Origin of the sequence: Paraburkholderia sp. IMGN_8, from assembly GCF_038050405.1 — a bacterium.
Taxonomy (GTDB): Bacteria; Pseudomonadota; Gammaproteobacteria; order Burkholderiales; family Burkholderiaceae; genus Paraburkholderia.
Genome location: NZ_CP150901.1, coordinates 2,419,778 through 2,436,595 on the forward strand (window position 1 = coordinate 2,419,778; position 16,818 = coordinate 2,436,595).

The 16,818-nt window shown below is 63.1% G+C and carries 17 protein-coding genes and 2 pseudogenes; 10 read left to right on the plus strand and 9 right to left on the minus strand.

Annotated elements, in window-relative coordinates; translation table 11 throughout:
- Window position 1 precedes the first annotated feature (1 nt).
- Genes WN982_RS31940 through mdcH form a run of 6 tightly spaced genes read left to right on the plus strand, consistent with a single transcriptional unit; the run spans window position 2 to window position 4,586 of the window.
- Window positions 2-967, plus strand: coding sequence for a triphosphoribosyl-dephospho-CoA synthase (locus WN982_RS31940; RefSeq protein WP_341316030.1), 966 nt, complete (start codon window positions 2-4; stop codon window positions 965-967).
- The gene (locus WN982_RS31945; RefSeq protein ID WP_341316031.1) at window positions 955-1,269 is read left to right on the plus strand and encodes a malonate decarboxylase subunit delta; all 315 of its coding nucleotides are present in this window, start codon (window positions 955-957) and stop codon (window positions 1,267-1,269) included. The genes WN982_RS31940 and WN982_RS31945 overlap by 13 nt, the downstream gene beginning before the upstream one ends.
- Window positions 1,266-2,141 (plus strand): biotin-independent malonate decarboxylase subunit beta, encoded by an 876-nt coding sequence (locus WN982_RS31950; RefSeq protein WP_341316032.1) that lies wholly within the window; start codon window positions 1,266-1,268, stop codon window positions 2,139-2,141. The genes WN982_RS31945 and WN982_RS31950 overlap by 4 nt, the downstream gene beginning before the upstream one ends.
- On the plus strand, window positions 2,138-2,953 hold the full coding sequence (gene mdcE, locus WN982_RS31955; RefSeq protein WP_341316033.1) for a biotin-independent malonate decarboxylase subunit gamma: 816 nt from the start codon (window positions 2,138-2,140) through the stop codon (window positions 2,951-2,953). Before WN982_RS31950 ends, mdcE begins: the two co-directional genes overlap by 4 nt.
- A complete protein-coding gene (locus tag WN982_RS31960) occupies window positions 2,953-3,657 on the plus strand; it encodes a malonate decarboxylase holo-ACP synthase (protein WP_341316034.1) in 705 nt (234 codons plus the stop codon). The genes mdcE and WN982_RS31960 overlap by 1 nt, the downstream gene beginning before the upstream one ends.
- The gene (mdcH, locus tag WN982_RS31965; protein WP_341316035.1) at window positions 3,657-4,586 is read left to right on the plus strand and encodes a malonate decarboxylase subunit epsilon; all 930 of its coding nucleotides are present in this window, start codon (window positions 3,657-3,659) and stop codon (window positions 4,584-4,586) included. Before WN982_RS31960 ends, mdcH begins: the two co-directional genes overlap by 1 nt.
- Before the next feature lie 19 nt (window positions 4,587-4,605).
- On the opposite strand, the gene yjfF is transcribed toward mdcH, so the two are convergent.
- The 5 genes from yjfF to WN982_RS31990 all read right to left on the minus strand — a co-directional run bounded on the left by yjfF (window position 4,606) and on the right by WN982_RS31990 (window position 10,361).
- Window positions 4,606-5,709 carry a galactofuranose ABC transporter, permease protein YjfF gene (gene yjfF, locus WN982_RS31970; protein WP_341316036.1) on the minus strand — a complete coding sequence of 368 codons (1,104 nt, stop codon included), beginning with the start codon at window positions 5,707-5,709 and terminating at the stop codon, window positions 4,606-4,608.
- Window positions 5,706-6,737, minus strand: coding sequence for an ABC transporter permease (locus tag WN982_RS31975; RefSeq protein WP_341316037.1), 1,032 nt, complete (start codon window positions 6,735-6,737; stop codon window positions 5,706-5,708). The genes yjfF and WN982_RS31975 overlap by 4 nt, the downstream gene beginning before the upstream one ends.
- On the minus strand, window positions 6,734-8,335 hold the full coding sequence (locus WN982_RS31980; protein WP_341316038.1) for a sugar ABC transporter ATP-binding protein: 1,602 nt from the start codon (window positions 8,333-8,335) through the stop codon (window positions 6,734-6,736). The genes WN982_RS31975 and WN982_RS31980 overlap by 4 nt, the downstream gene beginning before the upstream one ends.
- 165 nt (window positions 8,336-8,500) lie before the next feature.
- Entirely contained in the window at window positions 8,501-9,487 is a 987-nt protein-coding gene (locus WN982_RS31985; protein WP_341316039.1) for an ABC transporter substrate-binding protein, read from the minus strand.
- Window positions 9,488-9,761: 274 nt separating this feature from the next.
- Complete coding sequence (locus tag WN982_RS31990) at window positions 9,762-10,361, minus strand: alpha-ketoglutarate-dependent dioxygenase AlkB (protein ID WP_341316040.1); 600 nt, start codon at window positions 10,359-10,361, stop codon at window positions 9,762-9,764.
- A 103-nt stretch (window positions 10,362-10,464) separates the two neighbouring features.
- On the opposite strand from WN982_RS31990, the pseudogene WN982_RS31995 reads away from it, so the two are divergent.
- A pseudogene (locus WN982_RS31995) lies at window positions 10,465-10,804 on the plus strand (malonic semialdehyde reductase); the annotation flags it as partial.
- 25 nt (window positions 10,805-10,829) lie between these two features.
- Here the strand turns inward: WN982_RS31995 and WN982_RS32000 are convergent.
- Complete coding sequence (locus tag WN982_RS32000; protein WP_341316041.1) at window positions 10,830-11,159, minus strand: hypothetical protein; 330 nt, start codon at window positions 11,157-11,159, stop codon at window positions 10,830-10,832.
- A 366-nt stretch (window positions 11,160-11,525) separates the two neighbouring features.
- Between WN982_RS32000 and WN982_RS32005 the strand changes: the two genes are divergently transcribed.
- Entirely contained in the window at window positions 11,526-12,689 is a 1,164-nt protein-coding gene (locus WN982_RS32005; RefSeq protein ID WP_341316042.1) for a metallophosphoesterase, read from the plus strand.
- A 12-nt stretch (window positions 12,690-12,701) separates the two neighbouring features.
- On the opposite strand, the pseudogene WN982_RS32010 reads toward WN982_RS32005, so the two are convergent.
- Window positions 12,702-12,971, minus strand: a pseudogene (locus WN982_RS32010) (hypothetical protein); the annotation flags it as partial.
- A 637-nt stretch (window positions 12,972-13,608) separates the two neighbouring features.
- Between WN982_RS32010 and WN982_RS32015 the strand changes: the two are divergent.
- Window positions 13,609-14,316 carry an MgtC/SapB family protein gene (locus WN982_RS32015; protein ID WP_341316043.1) on the plus strand — a complete coding sequence of 236 codons (708 nt, stop codon included), beginning with the start codon at window positions 13,609-13,611 and terminating at the stop codon, window positions 14,314-14,316.
- 162 nt (window positions 14,317-14,478) lie between these two features.
- Entirely contained in the window at window positions 14,479-14,733 is a 255-nt protein-coding gene (locus tag WN982_RS32020; protein WP_341316044.1) for a GlsB/YeaQ/YmgE family stress response membrane protein, read from the plus strand.
- Between the two features lie 58 nt (window positions 14,734-14,791).
- Here the strand turns inward: WN982_RS32020 and WN982_RS32025 are convergent, their stop codons facing one another.
- Complete coding sequence (locus WN982_RS32025; protein ID WP_341319484.1) at window positions 14,792-16,306, minus strand: succinate CoA transferase; 1,515 nt, start codon at window positions 16,304-16,306, stop codon at window positions 14,792-14,794.
- A gap of 193 nt (window positions 16,307-16,499) precedes the next feature.
- Window positions 16,500-16,715 carry a hypothetical protein gene (locus tag WN982_RS32030; protein WP_341316045.1) on the minus strand — a complete coding sequence of 72 codons (216 nt, stop codon included), beginning with the start codon at window positions 16,713-16,715 and terminating at the stop codon, window positions 16,500-16,502.
- Window positions 16,716-16,818: the final 103 nt, after the last annotated feature.

The following is a 16,818-nucleotide window of genomic DNA, read 5'->3' on the forward strand; positions in this document are numbered from 1 at the left end:
GATGGCGCCCGCTGTTTTGCTCGAGCGTGCGGATGAATCGTCCGGGCTCGCTACGTGCGATGCCTGGCCTGCAACGGCTGAGCCGCGCACCACGGCAACGCATGAGATCGCTTCCGATGATGCGGGACTTGCCCGGCTCGCCGTCACCGCGCTGATCGAAGAAGCTCAGCTCACGCCGAAACCCGCCCTGGTCGACCGGCGCGGCAGCGGCGCGCATCGCGACCTCGATCTGGCTACCATGCTGCGTTCCGCTCATTCGCTCGAGCCAACTTTCGCGGCGCTCGCGCGGGCATCGCGGCGGCGTGAACCGTCCGCGGTTTTGCGCGCTGAACTCGCGCAGATCGGCCGCGCGGGCGAAGTGGACATGCTGCGCGCCACCGGCGGCAGCAACGCGCATCGAGGCGCGATCTGGATTGTCGGCCTGCTGGTGGCGGGCGCCTCCGGCTCGGGCGGATCTGCATCCTTGCCGGCTGCGCACATCTGCACGCGCGCCGCGCGGATCGCCTGCTTCCCGGATCGCTTCGCCGCGCCCACCGGGAGCCACGGTGAACGCGTACGTCGGCGCTACCAGGTCGGCGGCGCGCGACGAGAGGCGCAAGACGGTTTCCCACACGTTATCGACGTCGGTCTGCCCGCGTTGTTAGCGGCGCGCGTTCGAGGCATCGACGAAGACGCCGCGCGCGTCGACACCCTGCTCTCGATCATGGCCTCACTCGACGATACGTGCCTGTTGCATCGCGCGGGCTTGCCCGGTTTGCACGCTGGACAACGCGGCGCGCGGCGTGTCCTCGACGCCGGCGGCAGCTCGACCGCAGCCGGCCGCGCCGCCCTTGCCGCGCTCGAACACGAACTGCTGTCGCTCAATGCATCGCCCGGCGGCGCAGCCGATCTGCTCGCCGCTACCCTCTTTCTCGACATGCTGGCGCATCACCACGCCGGCGGGAGCTCAGTCCCATGGAACATCTGACCTTCGACTATCCGGCGCAACGCGCCGTCACGACCCGCGCGCATGTCGGCGTGGTCGGTTCGGGCGACCTTGAAGTGCTGCTGTCGCCGGCCGATAGCACTGCCGGGTTGACCGCGCACGTGGTCGTGCGCACCAGCGTCGACGGCTACAGCCATATCTGGAAGAGCGTGCTCGACCGCTTCTTCACGCGCTACGACGGCGCCGCACAAATCGAAATCAACGACTTCGGCGCAACGCCGGGCGTCGTGGCATTGCGGCTCGCGGAAGCCGTCGAAGCCGCCGAACAGGGGGACGACGCATGAGTACAGTTGCTACGACATCAACAACGGGTGCCGCGCCGATGCTGCGCGAAAGCTTCATCGAATTGCCGGCGCGCGAGCGTGCCCGCACGCTGCTGGATGCGGGCACCTTCCGCGAATTGCTCGGTCCGTTCGACGGGATCAAGTCACCATGGCTGCCGCTGCAAGGCGTCGTCTGCCAGGCGGATGACGGCTGCGTGATCGCACGCGGCACTATCGACGGCGAACCGGCCGTGGTGGCCGCGATCGAGTCCGCGTTCCAGGGCGGCAGCATCGGTGAAGTGTCGGGAAGCAAGATTGCGGCCGCGCTCGAAATGGCCTTGCGCGATTGCGAACGTGGCAAACCGGTGCGGCCTGTCGTGCTGTTCGAAACCGGCGGCGTGCGCTTGCAGGAAGCCAATCTCGGCCTCGCGGTGATCGCCGAGATTCAGGCTGCAATTGTCGCGTTGCGCCGGCATGTGCCGGTGGTCGGCGTGATCGCGGGGATGGTCGGCTGCTTCGGCGGCATGTCGCTGGCGGCCGCGCTGTGCTCGTATCTGGTGATAACCAGACAGGGGCGGCTCGGCATGAACGGCCCGGAAGTGATCGAGCAGGAAGCCGGCATCGATGAACTGGACGCCAGCGATCGCCGGCGCGTGTGGCAGCTGATCGGCGGCGAGCAACGGGCAGCGACCGCGCTCGCGGATCAGTTAGTCGACGATGACGCAAACGCGGTGCGTGCCGCCGTGCGTTCGGCATTCGCGCAGGGACTGCCGGCTGCGCATCGCAGCGAGCAGGTCGACACTTTTCTGAACCGTCTCGCGCAAATCGATCCGGCCAGCGTCACACCTGAAGCGATGCGTGCGGTCTATCACCCGCGCAAGGAGCAAGCATGAGCGACACCACACTCAGCCGCGGCGCGCGCTGGTTCCGTGCGTTGGCCGGAGAACCGTCCGATAAGGCGCCCGTATGGAGCGGCGATGCCCCTCTCGGCGACGAAACCGCGCGTTTCATTACGGTCGTCCCCGATCCCGACAACCGCTTTCCACGCGCGACCGATAACGTCGTCGGCCTCGAACAAGGCTGGCTGCTCGCGCGTGCTGTGCGCGACGCCATCGCACAGGACGAAGCGAGCGGCACGCACCGCCCGATCGTTGCGATCGTCGATGTGAAAAGCCAGGCGTACGGTTATCGCGAGGAGATGCTCGGCATTCACCTCGCCTGCGCCGCTGCCGTCGATGCCTATGCGTCGGCGCGCGCCGCCGGGCATCCGGTGATTGCGCTCATCGTCGGACCGGCGATGTCGGGCGCGTTCCTCGCGCACGGCTATCAGGCCAACCGGATCGTCGCGCTCGACGCGCCCGGCACCATGGTTCACGCAATGGGCAAGGAAGCAGCCGCGCGCGTCACGCGACGCACGGTCGAAGCGCTCGACGCGCTCGGCGAAACCATCGTGCCGATGTCGTACTCGATGGCCTCGTTCGCCAGACTCGGGCTACTGGACCAGCTGATCGAAGGCATCGACGCGGATGCGCCGGATGCGGTGCAAATCGAGCGCGTGCGCCAGGTGTTATCGGACGAGGTTCGCAGCGCGCGAGAAGGCCGCCGCGATCTGTCGCATCGATTGGAATCGGCGGCGGCGAAACGGAACCGCGCGGCGTCGATCGAAGTGCGGCGGCGTCTCGCCGAACAATGGGATGCCGCGTGATGCAGGCATGTGCTGCCCCGCCGTTCGCAGCCGGTCGCGCGTTGGATGGCGGGTTGGGTTACGACCCGCGCTGGCGGCCGCATGATCTGCTGCGGCTGCGTCGTTTGCAGCGGTTCGACGGCGAACCGGCGTGGGTGCGGGACGCCTTTGAACGTGCGCCATATGCAGTCGTGAGACGCGCGCTGGCCGCGGGAGGCTTCGTCGCGATTGGTCTGCGCGGTACGGCGCGGTCGCAGCGCTACGGCACATGGGCGCGCTCGGCCGATATCGGGACCGTGGTGGCGCCAGAAACCTTGGCGGAATACCAGCCCGATTCCGAGCGCGGCACATTGGCTGCCTTTGCAGCCCTCGCGGCATTGCAACGCGACATGACCGGCGCGCTAGCCGGCTTCATCTGGGGGCCAACCGGCAGCACGGGTTTCGAACTGGCGACGCAGGTACCCACTGTCACTGCGTCGAGCGATCTGGATCTGCTGATTCGCGCACCAGCCAAACTCTCGCACGACACCGCCGTTCAGATCCTGAACCAGCTGCAAGCTCACGCACGACGCGCCGGCATTCGCGTGGATGCGCAACTCGAAACACCCGCTGGCGGCGTTGCACTCGCCGAGTGGGCAGCGGGCAAAGCACGCGTGATGGCTCGCCATGCAAAGGGCCCGCAACTGATCGCCGATCCGTGGGCGCTTGCTCACGGCGATGCCTGATGCTCGCCCTTCTATTTCCCGGTCAAGGCGCGCAGACCGACGGTTTCCTGCACCGTCTGCCGCAGCACCATGCGGTGCGCGAAACGCTCGACGAAGCGTCCGAGGCGCTCGGCACCGATGTACTGACACTCGACACAGCGGATGCGCTTCGTTCGACCGTCGCCGTGCAGGTCGGCTTGACGGTCGCGGGCGTGGCCTTCGCGCGCGCGCTCGCGCACGAACACCTCACGCCGGAGATCAGCGCGGGCTTGTCGGTCGGCGCCTATGCCGCGGCGGTCAGTTGCGGCTCGGTTCGCTTTGACGACGCATTGAGGATGGTTCGCAAGCGCGCCGAATTGATGGAGACGGCATATCCAGCAGGCTATGGCCTCGCGGCCGTGTCGGGTTTGACTGAACACCAACTGGAAGTACTCGCCGCGCAACATGCGAGCGAAGGCAATCAGCGTGTCTATATCGGCAATGTCAATGCGCCACGTCAGATCGTGATGGCCGGCGCGAATGGCGCACTGGATACGTTTATAGAACGCGCGCTGGCCGCAGGCGCGCGCAACGCAACCCGCCTCGCGGTGAGCGTGCCGTCGCATTGCGAACTGCTCGCGCATGCCACGGACGAGCTGGTTGCGTATGCGCGGGATGTGCCTTTTCGCGCGCCGCACAGCACCTATGTCGGCAATCGAGGCGGCCGTCCGCTGCACACGGCGGAGGCCATCCGCGACGATCTTGCCACCAACATGCGCTACACCGTGCGCTGGTTCGACGCGCTCAGCGTGATGCCGGAAATAGGCGCCCGTGTGCTGGTCGAAGCGCCGCCAGGCCAGGTGTCGACGGACATCGCGCGCGCGAACTTTCCGGACACCGCTGCGCTGGCCGCGAGCACCTTTTCGTTCGACAAACTGGCCGCTACCGTGCGACGGCGCCTGAGCGCGTGAGACGCGGCGGCTTGCGCTACTACAACGCCTGTTCCGGCGCGCGTCCGATCGCATGCGAGTCGGACGCCGCCACGTCGCTGCGGCCTTGCCCACGCTCGCGGCCAGGTGTCACGACCGCGCCCGTACCACCTGGCCGCCGCACCGATTTCGCGTGCCGCTCGATCAGCCGTTGCAGCAGGCAGAACGCGCACAGCAACGCGCCGATCACGATGCGGGTCCACCACGAGCTGAGCGTGCCGTCAAAGGTAATCAGCGTCTGGATCGTGCCGAGAATGCCGACGCCGAACAGCGAGCCGATCACATAGCCGACGCCGCCCGTCAGCAAAGTGCCACCGATCACCGTCGCGGCGATCGCGTCGAGCTCCATGCCCTGCCCCTGCAGGCCATAGCCCGACAGCACGTAAAAGGTGAACACCGCGCCGCCGAGCGCCGAACAGAAGCCACTGAGCGCATACACGCCGATCCTCGTGCGCGCGACCGGCAAGCCCATCAGCAACGCCGAGCGCGCATTGCCGCCGATCGCATACACGTTGCGGCCAAAGCGCGTGAAATGCGCGACATAGATCGCCGCGACCAGCGTGACGAATGCGATCAGCACGTTGGCCGTGACCGAACCGATGCCGATGTCGAGGCGAAACGCCGAAATCTTCTGGAACGTCGGATCGCTGATGGTGATCGACTGCGTCGTGATCAGGAAGCACAGGCCGCGCGCGAAGAACATGCCGGCCAGCGTGACGATGAACGCCTGCAAGCGGAAGAAGTGGATCAGCGCGCCCTGCACCGCGCCGAACACGGTGCCCATCAGCAACACGATCGGCACGATCAGCCAGACCGGCAGATGCATGTGCTCGGACAGCACGGCTTCGACGATGGTGGTCAACGCCACCACCGAGCCCACCGACAGATCGATCCCGCCGGACACGATGACGAAGGTCATCCCGATCGCAACGATCAACAGGAACGCGTTATCGACCAGCAAGTCAAGCAGCACTTGCCACGAGAAAAATCCGGTGTACACCACAGAGCCGAAGCCGAACAGCACGCAGAACAGCAAAATCGTCACGGCGATCGGCAGCGTGCGCGGATCGGCGATATGGGCACACGCCTCAAGAAGCCGCCTCATCGCGCCACCCCACGCTGCGTGACGAGCGACATGGCCAGCGTTCGCGCCGACGGCGACTGGATCACACTCACGGCAAGCACCACGGCCGCCTTGACGACGAGCGTCGCTTCGGGTGGCACGCCGATCGAATAAGTGGTGTAAGTGAGCGTCTGAATGATCAGCGCGCCGAGCACGGTGCCCGCGAGACTGAAGCGGCCACCGAGCAGCGAGGTGCCGCCGAGTGTCACCGCCAGGATCGCATCGAGTTCGAGCAGCAGGCCGGCGTTGTTGCCATCGGCACTGCGCACGTTCGAGCTGATGAGGATGCCCGCCATCGACGCAGTCAATCCGGAGAAACCGTACACCGCGAACACGAGTGCTTTCGAGCGCAAGCCGACAAGGCGCGTCGCCACCGGATTCACGCCGATCGCGCGAATGAAAAGCCCGAGCGCGGTGCCTTCGACGAGCACCGCGGTAGCCAGCACGGCCACACTCGCGATCCACACCGAACACGGCACGCCCAGCCAGTAACCACCGCCGACGAACAGGTAGCCCGGCGCGCCGATTGGAATGATCTGCCCGGCCGTCAGCAATTGCGCAACGCCACGGCCCGCAACCATCAGGATCAACGTTGCGATGATCGGCTGCATGCCGACAAACGAGACCAGCAGCCCGTTCCACATCCCGCTCAGCACGCCGACGATCAGCGCCGCCACCAACGCTTGCGCGATCAGCCCGGCGCTCGGTGCGGGCTGCGTCGCCAGGATCGTCGCCGCTGCGGCGCCGGCAATCGCCACTACCGCACCGACCGAAATGTCGATGCCGCGTGTTGCGATCACGAGCGTCATGCCGGTGGCGACGAGCACCAGCGGCGCGGCGCGATTCAATACGTCGATCGGCGCGCCGAACAGGTGGCCGTCGAGCATGCGCAGTGACAGAAAATGCGGATTCACCCACAGGTTCAAGCCGCACAACAGCACCAGCGTCACGCACGGCCAGATCAACGGACGCTCCACGCCGTCGCGCACGAACCAGTTCGATAGCTTCATTCGCCGCTCCCCGCGATGAGTCGATAGATGTTGTCTTCGTTCGAGGCTTTACCGGCCACCTCCGCGATCTTGCGGCGATCGCGCAAGACCAACACGCGATGACTGACCCGCAGCACCTCGCTGATCTCCGACGAAATGAACAGAATGCTCAGGCCATTCGCGCACAGCGCCAGCAACCGATCCATGATGTCGAACTTGGCGGCGACGTCGATGCCGCGGGTGGGCTCGTCAAGAATCAGCAGCTTGGGGTTGGTGGCGAGCCAGCGCGCCAATAAGGCCTTTTGCTGATTGCCGCCGGAGAGAAGGCCGATCGGCTGTTCGGCGTCCGTTGCCTTGATGCCGAGCCGTTCAATCCACATGTCGGCCAGTTCGCGCGCGCGATTCCGGCTGATCTTGCGCAACCAGCCACGCCTCGCTTGCAACGCCAGCAGGATGTTCTCGCGAATCGACAGCTCGGCGACGATGCCCTCCTTCTTGCGATCCTCCGCGCAGTAGCCGATGCCGTGGCGAACCGCATCGCGCGGCGAACGCAGCCGCACAGCGCGGCCTTCGATCACGATCATGCCGCTGTCGGCGCGGTCCGCGCCGAACAGCAGCCGCGCGGTCTCCGTGCGGCCCGAGCCGAGCAAACCGGCGAGACCCAGGATCTGGCCCGGCTGCACGTCGAGATCGATCGGCTGCAGCGTGCCGCGCCGTCCAACCGCGCGCAGTTCGACGAACGGTTGAACAGCCTGCTTGCTCGCCTGCCCTTCGTGTACCTCGTGCCCTTCGTGCGCCGCTTCGCGTAGCCGCGCGCTCATGCGCTCGTGGCCGACCATCTTCGCGACCAGTTGATCGGCGGGCAAATCGCGCGCGAGATATTCGCCTTCGCGTTCGCCATTGCGCATCACCGTAATGCGATCGGAGATGGCGTAGGTCTGCTCGATAAAGTGCGTGACGAACAGAATCGCGATGCCGGATTGCTTAAGATGTCGAAGTATTTTGAAAAGCTGGGCGACTTCACTGTCGTCGAGACTCGAGGTCGGCTCATCGAGAATCAGCACGCGCGCATCGACCGAGAGCGCTCTGGCGATCGCCACCATTTGCTGCACGGCGATGGGATAGGCATCGAGCGATTTGGTGACGTCGAGCGTCACGTCCAGACGGGCGAGCGCGGATTGTGCGCGCCGTTTGATATCCGGCCAGTCGATCGCGCCGAAGCGCTTTGGCTGCCTGCCCGCGAAGATGTTCTCTGCCACTGACAGGTTCGGGCACAGATTCACCTCCTGATACAGCGTGCGCACGCCGGCTGCTTCGGCCTCCTGTGGCGACGCAAACGCCACGGTCTCGCCGCCGAGCCGGATCGTACCGGCGTCAGGCGCGACCACGCCGGTCAGCACGTTGATCAAGGTGGATTTGCCGGCGCCGTTCTGGCCCATCAGCGTGTGGATCTCGCCCGGAAACAGCCGGAAGTCGACTCGCTGCAGCGCTTTGACACCCGGATACGTCTTGCTGACGCCGGCGGTCGCCAGTATGGGCTCAAGTTCGTTCGAGGCGGTGCCGGCGCTTTTAACTGCGCCACTGGCTGGCGGATTCGGTTCGGAAGCGGGATGCGTCATAGACCTCGCTCGATCGGCGGTGCTTCGGTTCAGCAGGGTCAGTGGAAAAGAGACCGCCCGCTGCCGAAGTAGCTGGGCGGTCAGGCACCGCTGGAGAAACCCTGCAATCTGCCTGTACTGCGCTGTTGTCCTGCTTCTGTCCTATGGAGTGCTTAGTACTTCGCCTTAGTATTTGCGCGTCGGCAGAGTCTGCGCCGCGACGCTCATCGGGAAGACGGTCTCTTCCGTCAGGATGCGCTTGGGCAGCGGCTTGCCTGCCATCACGTCCTTGACCGCCGACATCAGTTGCGGCCCCAGCAGCGGGCTGCATTCGACGTCGACGTTCATCTTGCCCGCGGCCATTGCCTGGAAGCCGCCCTTGGTCGCGTCGAACGAGACGACAGTGATGTCCTTGCCGGGATGCATACCGGCCTCTTCCATCGCCTGGATGGCGCCGAGCGCCATATCGTCGTTATGCGCATAAACTACATTTATTTTATTTCCATAAGTTTTTATAAATGCTTCCATCACCTGCTTGCCGCCGGCAAGCGTGAAGTCGCCGCTTTGCGACGCGATGATCTTGAATTTGGGATCGCTCTTGATCACTTCGATCAAGCCCGAATGCCGGTCGTTGGCAGGCGCCGAGCCGACCGTTCCCTGAAGTTCAGCGATGTTAACGGGGCCTTGATCGTTTTTATAGTGATCTGCAAGCCAATGGCCACCACGGCGCCCCTCTTCCATGAAGTCGGAACCGATCATCGTGACGTATAGCGAGGTGTCTTTCACGTCGATGTTGCGGTCGGTCAGGATCACCGGAATCTTCGCGGCTTTGGCCTCACGCAGCACGGGCTCCCAACCGGATTCGACGACCGGCGAGAACGCGATCACGTCGACCTTCTGCGCGATGTAGGAACGGATCGCCTTGATCTGGTTTTCCTGCTTTTGCTGGGCGTCCGAGAATTTGAGCTTGATCTTCGCGTCCGTGGCCGCGGACTTCACCGACTCGGTGTTGGCGGTTCGCCATGCGCTTTCAGCGCCGACTTGCGCGAAACCGAGCGTGATCTGTTTGTCTTGCGCGTAAGCGCCCGGCGTTGTCAGCGTCAGCGCACCGATGCTCGCGCAAATCGCGAGAGCGCCCAACGCACGACATGCGGCGCGTCGTGTATTCGCCATGACTGTCTCCTGATCGTTGTTGTGTAGGCGATCCATCGAACCGCCCGCCGTTCCGGCATGTCTCGGAGCGTGGATCGTGCTGTAGCGTAGTGTCTGACGCGTTAACCGTCCAATCATATGATTTGCGTTGGCGATACCAATTTCGGTATAGCGGACGGTATCGGCCGTGGCGCCGACATAAGAGTGGCCGCCGTTGTCACGAGAGTAGCGCCGGCCAGGAACCCGCGCCCTCCACATGCTTTTTATGCGCTTAAGTGCTCGACGACCGATTCGTCTAACGGTTCGCCGTGCGCGGCGTCACCCAACGGAATGTCAGATTGATTCGCTCACCGGCGACGCCCGGTTCTTTCGGCACCCGGTGCCGCCAGTCGGCCTGCGTGTTGCCCTTCATCACCAGCAGGCTGCCGCCCTTCAGCGAAAATGACTGAACCGTACCCGTACTGTTGTGCCGCAAATCGAAAGTGCGCGCCACACCCAGGCTGACCGAGGCGATGAGCGGCCGCGCGCCTAGCTCGGGCTCACGGTCCGCGTGCCATCCCATGCTGTCGGTGCCGCTGCGATAGCGATTGATCAGTACGCTGTTAAAGCGGGCGTTGCATGTTGCTTCGGCGGCGGCCTTCAGTTCGGCGACTGTTCGGGTCCACGGTTGGGGCTCATTGCGAATGCCTGAGTAGACATAGATCGCGTCCGGCTCGCCCTGCCAGGCAGTCAGCCGCGGCAGTGGTACGCGCCCGGCGGGAGTGCCTATCATGTCCTGACGCCACTCAACTTCGCCGATGAGGTGAGCCATCGCATGCACCGCTGCTTCAGGCGCGAGCCAGTCGGGATACCAGTCGACGTCGGGTGCCGGAAGGTCATCGAAAAGATCCGTCATGAGATTGCCTGAATGCGATTGCGCACGCTCAGCGTGCTCGTGTTAGAACCTTGGCTATTATGGCGGCAGCGACGGCGCCGCTCACGCATGCGGCTTGCGCTGTACGGTGATCGTCGGGATGGATATGGCGTTCTACGAACATCTGCCGAAACTGTTTCCACACGCCGACGCGCGCAGCTGGTTTGCCGGCAACGACAAGGCAATCGCCGATACCGCTTATCGCAATTCGACACTGCAAGGTGGCTACCTGATTCTCGCGGCGCGCGCTCGTCCTGGACACCGGCGCGATGTCAGGCTTCGACGCGGCCAAGGTCGACGAAGCCTTCTTCGCCGGCACGACGGTGAAGTCGAATTTCCTGATCAATCTGGGCTACGGCGACGCGTCGAAACTGTTTCCCCGCAGCCCGCGCTTCACCTTCGACGAAGCTGCGCGGATCGTCTGAATAGTCTGAACCTGCCGCTGCGTGTTTATGTGAACAACGCCACGTAGAACACCACCACGCCGATCACCGCGCCGATAAAACAAAAACCTTCTTCGGCGTCGTCGCCATTGGAACGCAACCACCCGCCGACGACGCCGAACACCCCGGCAATGCCGAGCGCGACGCATACCATCACGACGTCGAATAACGCACTTCGTCCCAGTTCGGAAAAGTCGATGTCGCGTACGCCGTAGTACAAGCCGACTGCCATCAGCGATATGGCTACCAGCGGCAGCATCACGTGGCTTCCCTCATATCCGACGTGATGCGCGTGATGTGCGTGGCGTGCCCGATTGCCTGATCTGAGCAGTTTCATCATGCGTCTCCTGCCTCACCCTCTTCCGACGATAAACCGAACCGCCACAGAGCCGCGACAACCCTGATATAAGCCGGTTCTCTTCCAGAATAGTCCACGCACGACGACAACTCAAAGGGCGTTTAATTATGCTGAGCGGCCCGCCTGGAAGGGCTTCATACGGTACGACGGATGCTGCGTTGCGGCAATCTCTCGCAGCGACAACAGTGGCCCGGTTCGCGCCCGGGGCGGCCCAATTTGACACGGCCGGCAAGGGATAGCACATGCCAGTAGAATGATCTGGCCGTCAGCGTTTTTCCTGGTTCGAGCTGACGGCCGCCGCTGGTCTTCCAACTGCGCCGGCCCCTTCCCGCCTCTATCCTCTCTATGCGCCGCTCATCGTTTCTTGTTCGCATCATCCTGATTGGCATTCTGCTGCACATTTACGTCGGTTTTCGCCTGATTCCCGATCTGCCGATCAATGCCGCCGGCCGGTGGCTGTGTGCGGTGTGGCTGGTTCTGTCGATCTTTCTGATTCCGCTCGGCATGCTGGCGCGCACGGTCAAACAGCAACCGCTCAGCGACCGGCTAGCGTGGGTCGGCCTGCTGACGATGGGCTTCTTCTCATCGCTGCTGGTGCTGACTTTCGTACGCGACCTTGGTCTGGCTTCGCTGCTGACCGTCGACGCAATCTGGCCGAACACCATCGCGCTGGCGCACTGGCGGACCGGCACGGCTGCAGCCGTGCCAGCGCTCGCACTGCTCTCTACGCTGGTCGGCCTCTTCAACGCGCGGCGCCGCGCCCGGGTCGTGACGATCGAGGTGCCGATCGACGATTTGCCGGCGGCGCTCGACGGCTTCACGATCGTCCAGATCAGCGATATCCACGTCGGCCCGACCATCAAACGCCGTTACGTGGACGCGATCGTCGACGCGGTCAATCGCCTCAAGCCGGACCTGATTGCCGTAACCGGCGATATCGTGGACGGCAGCGTGCCGCAGCTGACCAAACACACGCAGCCGCTGGGGCGGCTCAGCGCGCGTCACGGCGCCTTCCTGGTGACCGGCAATCACGAGTATTACGCCGGTGCGAACGCATGGATCGACGAGTTCCGGCGCCTGGGTCTGAACGTTCTGCTGAACGAGCACGTGATCGTCGATCACGACGGTGCACGCGCCGTGATTGCCGGGGTGACCGATTACTCGGCAGGTCACCATGATCCATTGCACCGCAGCGATCCGGTTGCGGCACTCGCCGGCGCGCCGGGTGACGTGCTGATCAAAGTGCTGCTCGCCCACCAGCCGCGGTCCGCAGAAGCGGCCGCAGCAGCAGGATTCACGTTGCAGTTGTCCGGCCACACGCACGGCGGCCAGTTCTTCCCGTGGAATTTCTTTGTGCGTTTTCAGCAGCCGTTCACGGCGGGTCTCGCGCGTCTGAACGGACTGTGGGTCTACACGAGCCGCGGCACCGGCTACTGGGGGCCGCCGAAGCGCTTGGGCGCGCCCTCGGAAATCACGCGGCTGCGCCTCGTGCCCGGCGAGCCAGACTGAAGCGTCACGTCATATGGCATTGCGCATCATCCGGATATGAACTTTGCCGCCCTGCTTGATCGGCGCGAGGTTGCCAATATCCGTGATATTGAACGAGGCTTCCCCGCCCTGTGCGTCGAGCACGGTAACCGAATGTTTCGCCTGATCCACCGATTTCACGACGCCATCCGCTTGCAGCGTGCTGCTGCCTTCAAACGGCGCGGGCAAGCCAGCGGCGAACGACGCGAGCGGCGCAGCAGCGATCAACGCACCGGCAACGATGCCAAGAGCTTTAACTTTCATACATTCCTTAATTGGGTGAACAGCGGAAAAAAGATGACGTCGCACAGAGCGTTCTGCGAAGCCGTGAGAAGTGCAACGCGGATTGAGCACCAAACCAGACCGGCGCGGCACGACGTGTCCTGAAGTATCCAGACAGTGTGTTTTCCGGGACGGACACCGTCAATATTCGGAGTCCGTATTTATGCAAGGAAGAATCTGGGTTCGCCGCGGAAACGTCCTAAAGGTTGCAAAAAGCAACGTCGCAACCAGACTTCATCCCGGCTTGACTTAACTTTGCAGAGCTGCCTAAAATTCGCCCATCTCATTTAACCGGAATGACGATCTTGGACAGTAGCAGTAGTAGCAGTCGAGCTTCGATTCGCGCGATCGCCTGATCCGCAAGATTTCCGCGTCAGCAGTTTGCCTGTCGCCGTCTTGCCGTGAGGCCAGACGGTGCACGTCGTTTATCCCCTCATACTGCCCATGAAGCGCTGCATGGCTCCATGCCGTACAGATGCTCCATTGCATTGCGCGCCACGAGCCTTTGCTTGCGCGCCTCGTCACGCCTGACACGCACCCGCGTGTCCACGTCCGGATACGTGCTGCTGTCACGCGCAGGATTCACAATGTGCGAAGCGCACACCAACTTTTCTTATCGATGACACTTGAATTCGTCTTGCGGCTCCTTGCCGCTTTCGCCTGCGGCGTCGCCATCGGCCTCGAACGGCAGATGCGGCAGCGCAGTGCCGGCCTGCGCACCATCACGCTGGTCGCCAGCGGCGCGTGCCTGTTCGTTACCCTCGGCGTGCTGACCGGCACCGGCACGGCCGGCATCACGCAGATTGCTGCATATGTCGTGTCCGGCGTCGGTTTTCTCGGCGGCGGCGTGATCATGCGCGACAAAGGTTCCATTCAGGGGATCAACACGGCCGCGACCTTGTGGTGCTCGGCGGCGGTCGGTGTATTGTGCGGCGCAGGCCATTACGGCCCGGCGCTCGCCGGCACCGTGGTCGTACTGCTGACCAACACGCTGCTGCGCGAAGTCAGCCGTACCATCAACGCGACGCCCGTCTCAAACGCAGACCTGGTGCGCGAATACGTGCTGACAGTAGTGTGCCGGGAAGCTGACGAGATTCATATTCGTACAGCCCTGTCCAATTCGATGTATTCAGCACCGCTGTCCTTCCAGAGCCTGACGAGCGAAGACGTCGAAGACGATGCGGGCCGCATTCGCGTCACAGCCACGTTGAAACTGCATCCGAAGGATCAATCTAAACTGGAGCAGATGGCGAGCCGCATCAGCATGGAAAAGAGCGTATCCAGCGTCAGTTGGATCGCTAAAGAAGCGGAGCCGACGCCGGAATGACCGGCCGTCGATAAGCCCCCCATATCTCCACGCATCGTCTACACTTAGCTTGCAATAGATTTAGACAATGTTAATTCCACGTCCTGAATATGGACGGTGCAACAGCCATCGACTAAGCTCTGTCACCGTGAATTTTTCACACTTAACCATGGAGTCTCGATTATGGAACACGGCATCATTGCATGGCTCATCATCGGCGCGATCGCCGGCTGGCTGGCTGGCGTGCTCGTCAAGGGTGGCGGTTTCGGCCTGATCGTCGATATCATCGTCGGGATTGTCGGCGCGTTCATCGGCGGCTGGCTTGCCGGTGTGCTGCATATTTCGCTCGGCGGCGGCTGGATCGGTTCGATCATTACCGCTGTGATCGGCGCGGTCATTCTATTGTTCATTGTCCGGCTCTTCCGACGCGGTACCTGACCATAGCAACTGATGTTGTGCGGCGTCAGGGGCCAATGCCACCTGACGCCGGCCTTACTTAAAGAAGTGCTTCCCCCGCCGGCAACATAGAGCCGGTGTCACGCAGCCGCGTATGCCATGCGAATGCCTGGTCCAACCGATGCGGCGTTTGCCCACCCCATTGCAAGGCGTCCCGATAGTAGTCGCGAAGCAGATCGCGATACAGCGGATGCACGCAGTTCTCGATGATCAGCGTGGCGCGTTCTCGCGGCGCAAGCCCGCGTAGATCGGCGAGCCCCTGCTCCGTCACCACCACATCCACGTCGTGTTCGTTGTGATCGCAATGCGGCACCATCGGCACGACGCTCGAGATCCGGCCGCTCTTTGCCATCGACTTGGTCGCAAAGATCGCACACGACGCATTGCGCGAAAAGTCGCCCGACCCGCCGATACCGTTCATCATGTGCGTGCCGCCTACATGCGTCGAATTCACGTTGCCGTAGATGTCGAATTCCAACGCGGTATTCAATGCGATCAGCCCGAGCCGGCGAATGACTTCAGGATGGTTGCTGACCTCTTGCGGACGCAACACGAGACGGTCGCGATAGCGCTCGAGTTCCCCGAACACCTGCGCCTGGCGCGCGGCCGACAGCGTGATCGACGCACCGGAGGCGAACGTCACCTTACCGGCGTCCATCAGGTCGAAAGTCGAATCCTGCAGCACTTCTGAATAAATTTCGAACGCATCGAACGGCGCATCGACAAAGCCGGCGAGCACCGCATTGGCAATCGTACCGATGCCGGCCTGCAACGGCGGCAGGCTCCTGAGCATGCGCCCGTGCGACACCTCGTGCTGGAAAAATTCGATCAGATGGCCGGCGATCTGCTCGGTCTCCGTATCCGCGGGCAGCACCGTGGACGGACTGTCCGCCATATCGGTAATGACGATCGCGGCGATTTTTTCGAGCGGAATCTCGATAGCCGACGTGCCGACGTGGTCTTGCGGACTAACAATAGGCAGCGGTTCGCGGTGCGGCCTGCGACCCGGGATCCAGATGTCGTGCAGCCCTTCGAGCGCGAGCGGCTGAGCAAGATTGATTTCGACGATGACTTTGTCTGCCAGGATCGCGAAGCTTGCCGAATTGCCAACCGAGGTGGTCGGCACAATGCCGCCGGTTTCGGTGATCGCGGCGGCTTCGATAATGGCGATGTCGAGCTTGCCGAGTTGATTCGCGCGCAGCATCTCGACGGTTTCGGACAGATGCTGATCGACGAACATCACTTCGCCGCGATTGATCGCGTCGCGCAAGGTCTTGTCCACTTGAAACGGCAGACGGCGTGCCAATACGTGCGCCTCGGTCAGCATGCGGTCAACGTCATGACCGAGCGATGCGCCGGTCATCAGCGTAATGCGCAGCGGTTTGCCTTCGTGGCGCGCCCGCTCGGCGAGCGCAACAGGGACAGCCTTGGCGTCGCCCGCGCGCGTAAAGCCGCTGGCGCCGACACGCATGCCGTTCTGAATCAGCAGCGCTGCCTCGGCGGCTGAAGTGATCTTGCCGCGCAGCGCGGCACAACGAATCCGGTCTTCGTACATGAAACTGAGTCTCTCCATAGTCACCAGCCCAGTCTACCGGTGCGCACGTCTGCGGTGTGCTTCGCTCAGTAGCCAGATTGTCGCACCATGCCGCGGCGTCTCGATGGAACGGCGTCGCGGCCAGGTGTCTCGTCACGCACCAAACTCTCGCGTCAGGTCTTGCAGGTACTGCCAGTGTGACGCGCGACGCTGCTTAGCTGCCGAAGTAGATATTGCAGAAACTCATAGGACCGACACATTCTTCAACTTTGGCTTTCGGCGCAACAGCCCGGTCTTCCGCACCGACGCTGTTGGCGCGCGGCGCATTCGCTTGCGCAACTTGCGGCGTCGGGGCGGCGGGGGCAGTTTGTGCGTGAGCAACGGCAGCGGACAAAGAGCAGGCAATCAGGACAATCTTCAACACTTTCATTTTATTCTCCAGTACTTACGGTTACGCCCCGTATGAAGTCCCTTTGGGGGACTGCGTGGCAGTGATGAAACTATATGACTGCCATCTGCGCAGATAAACGGGG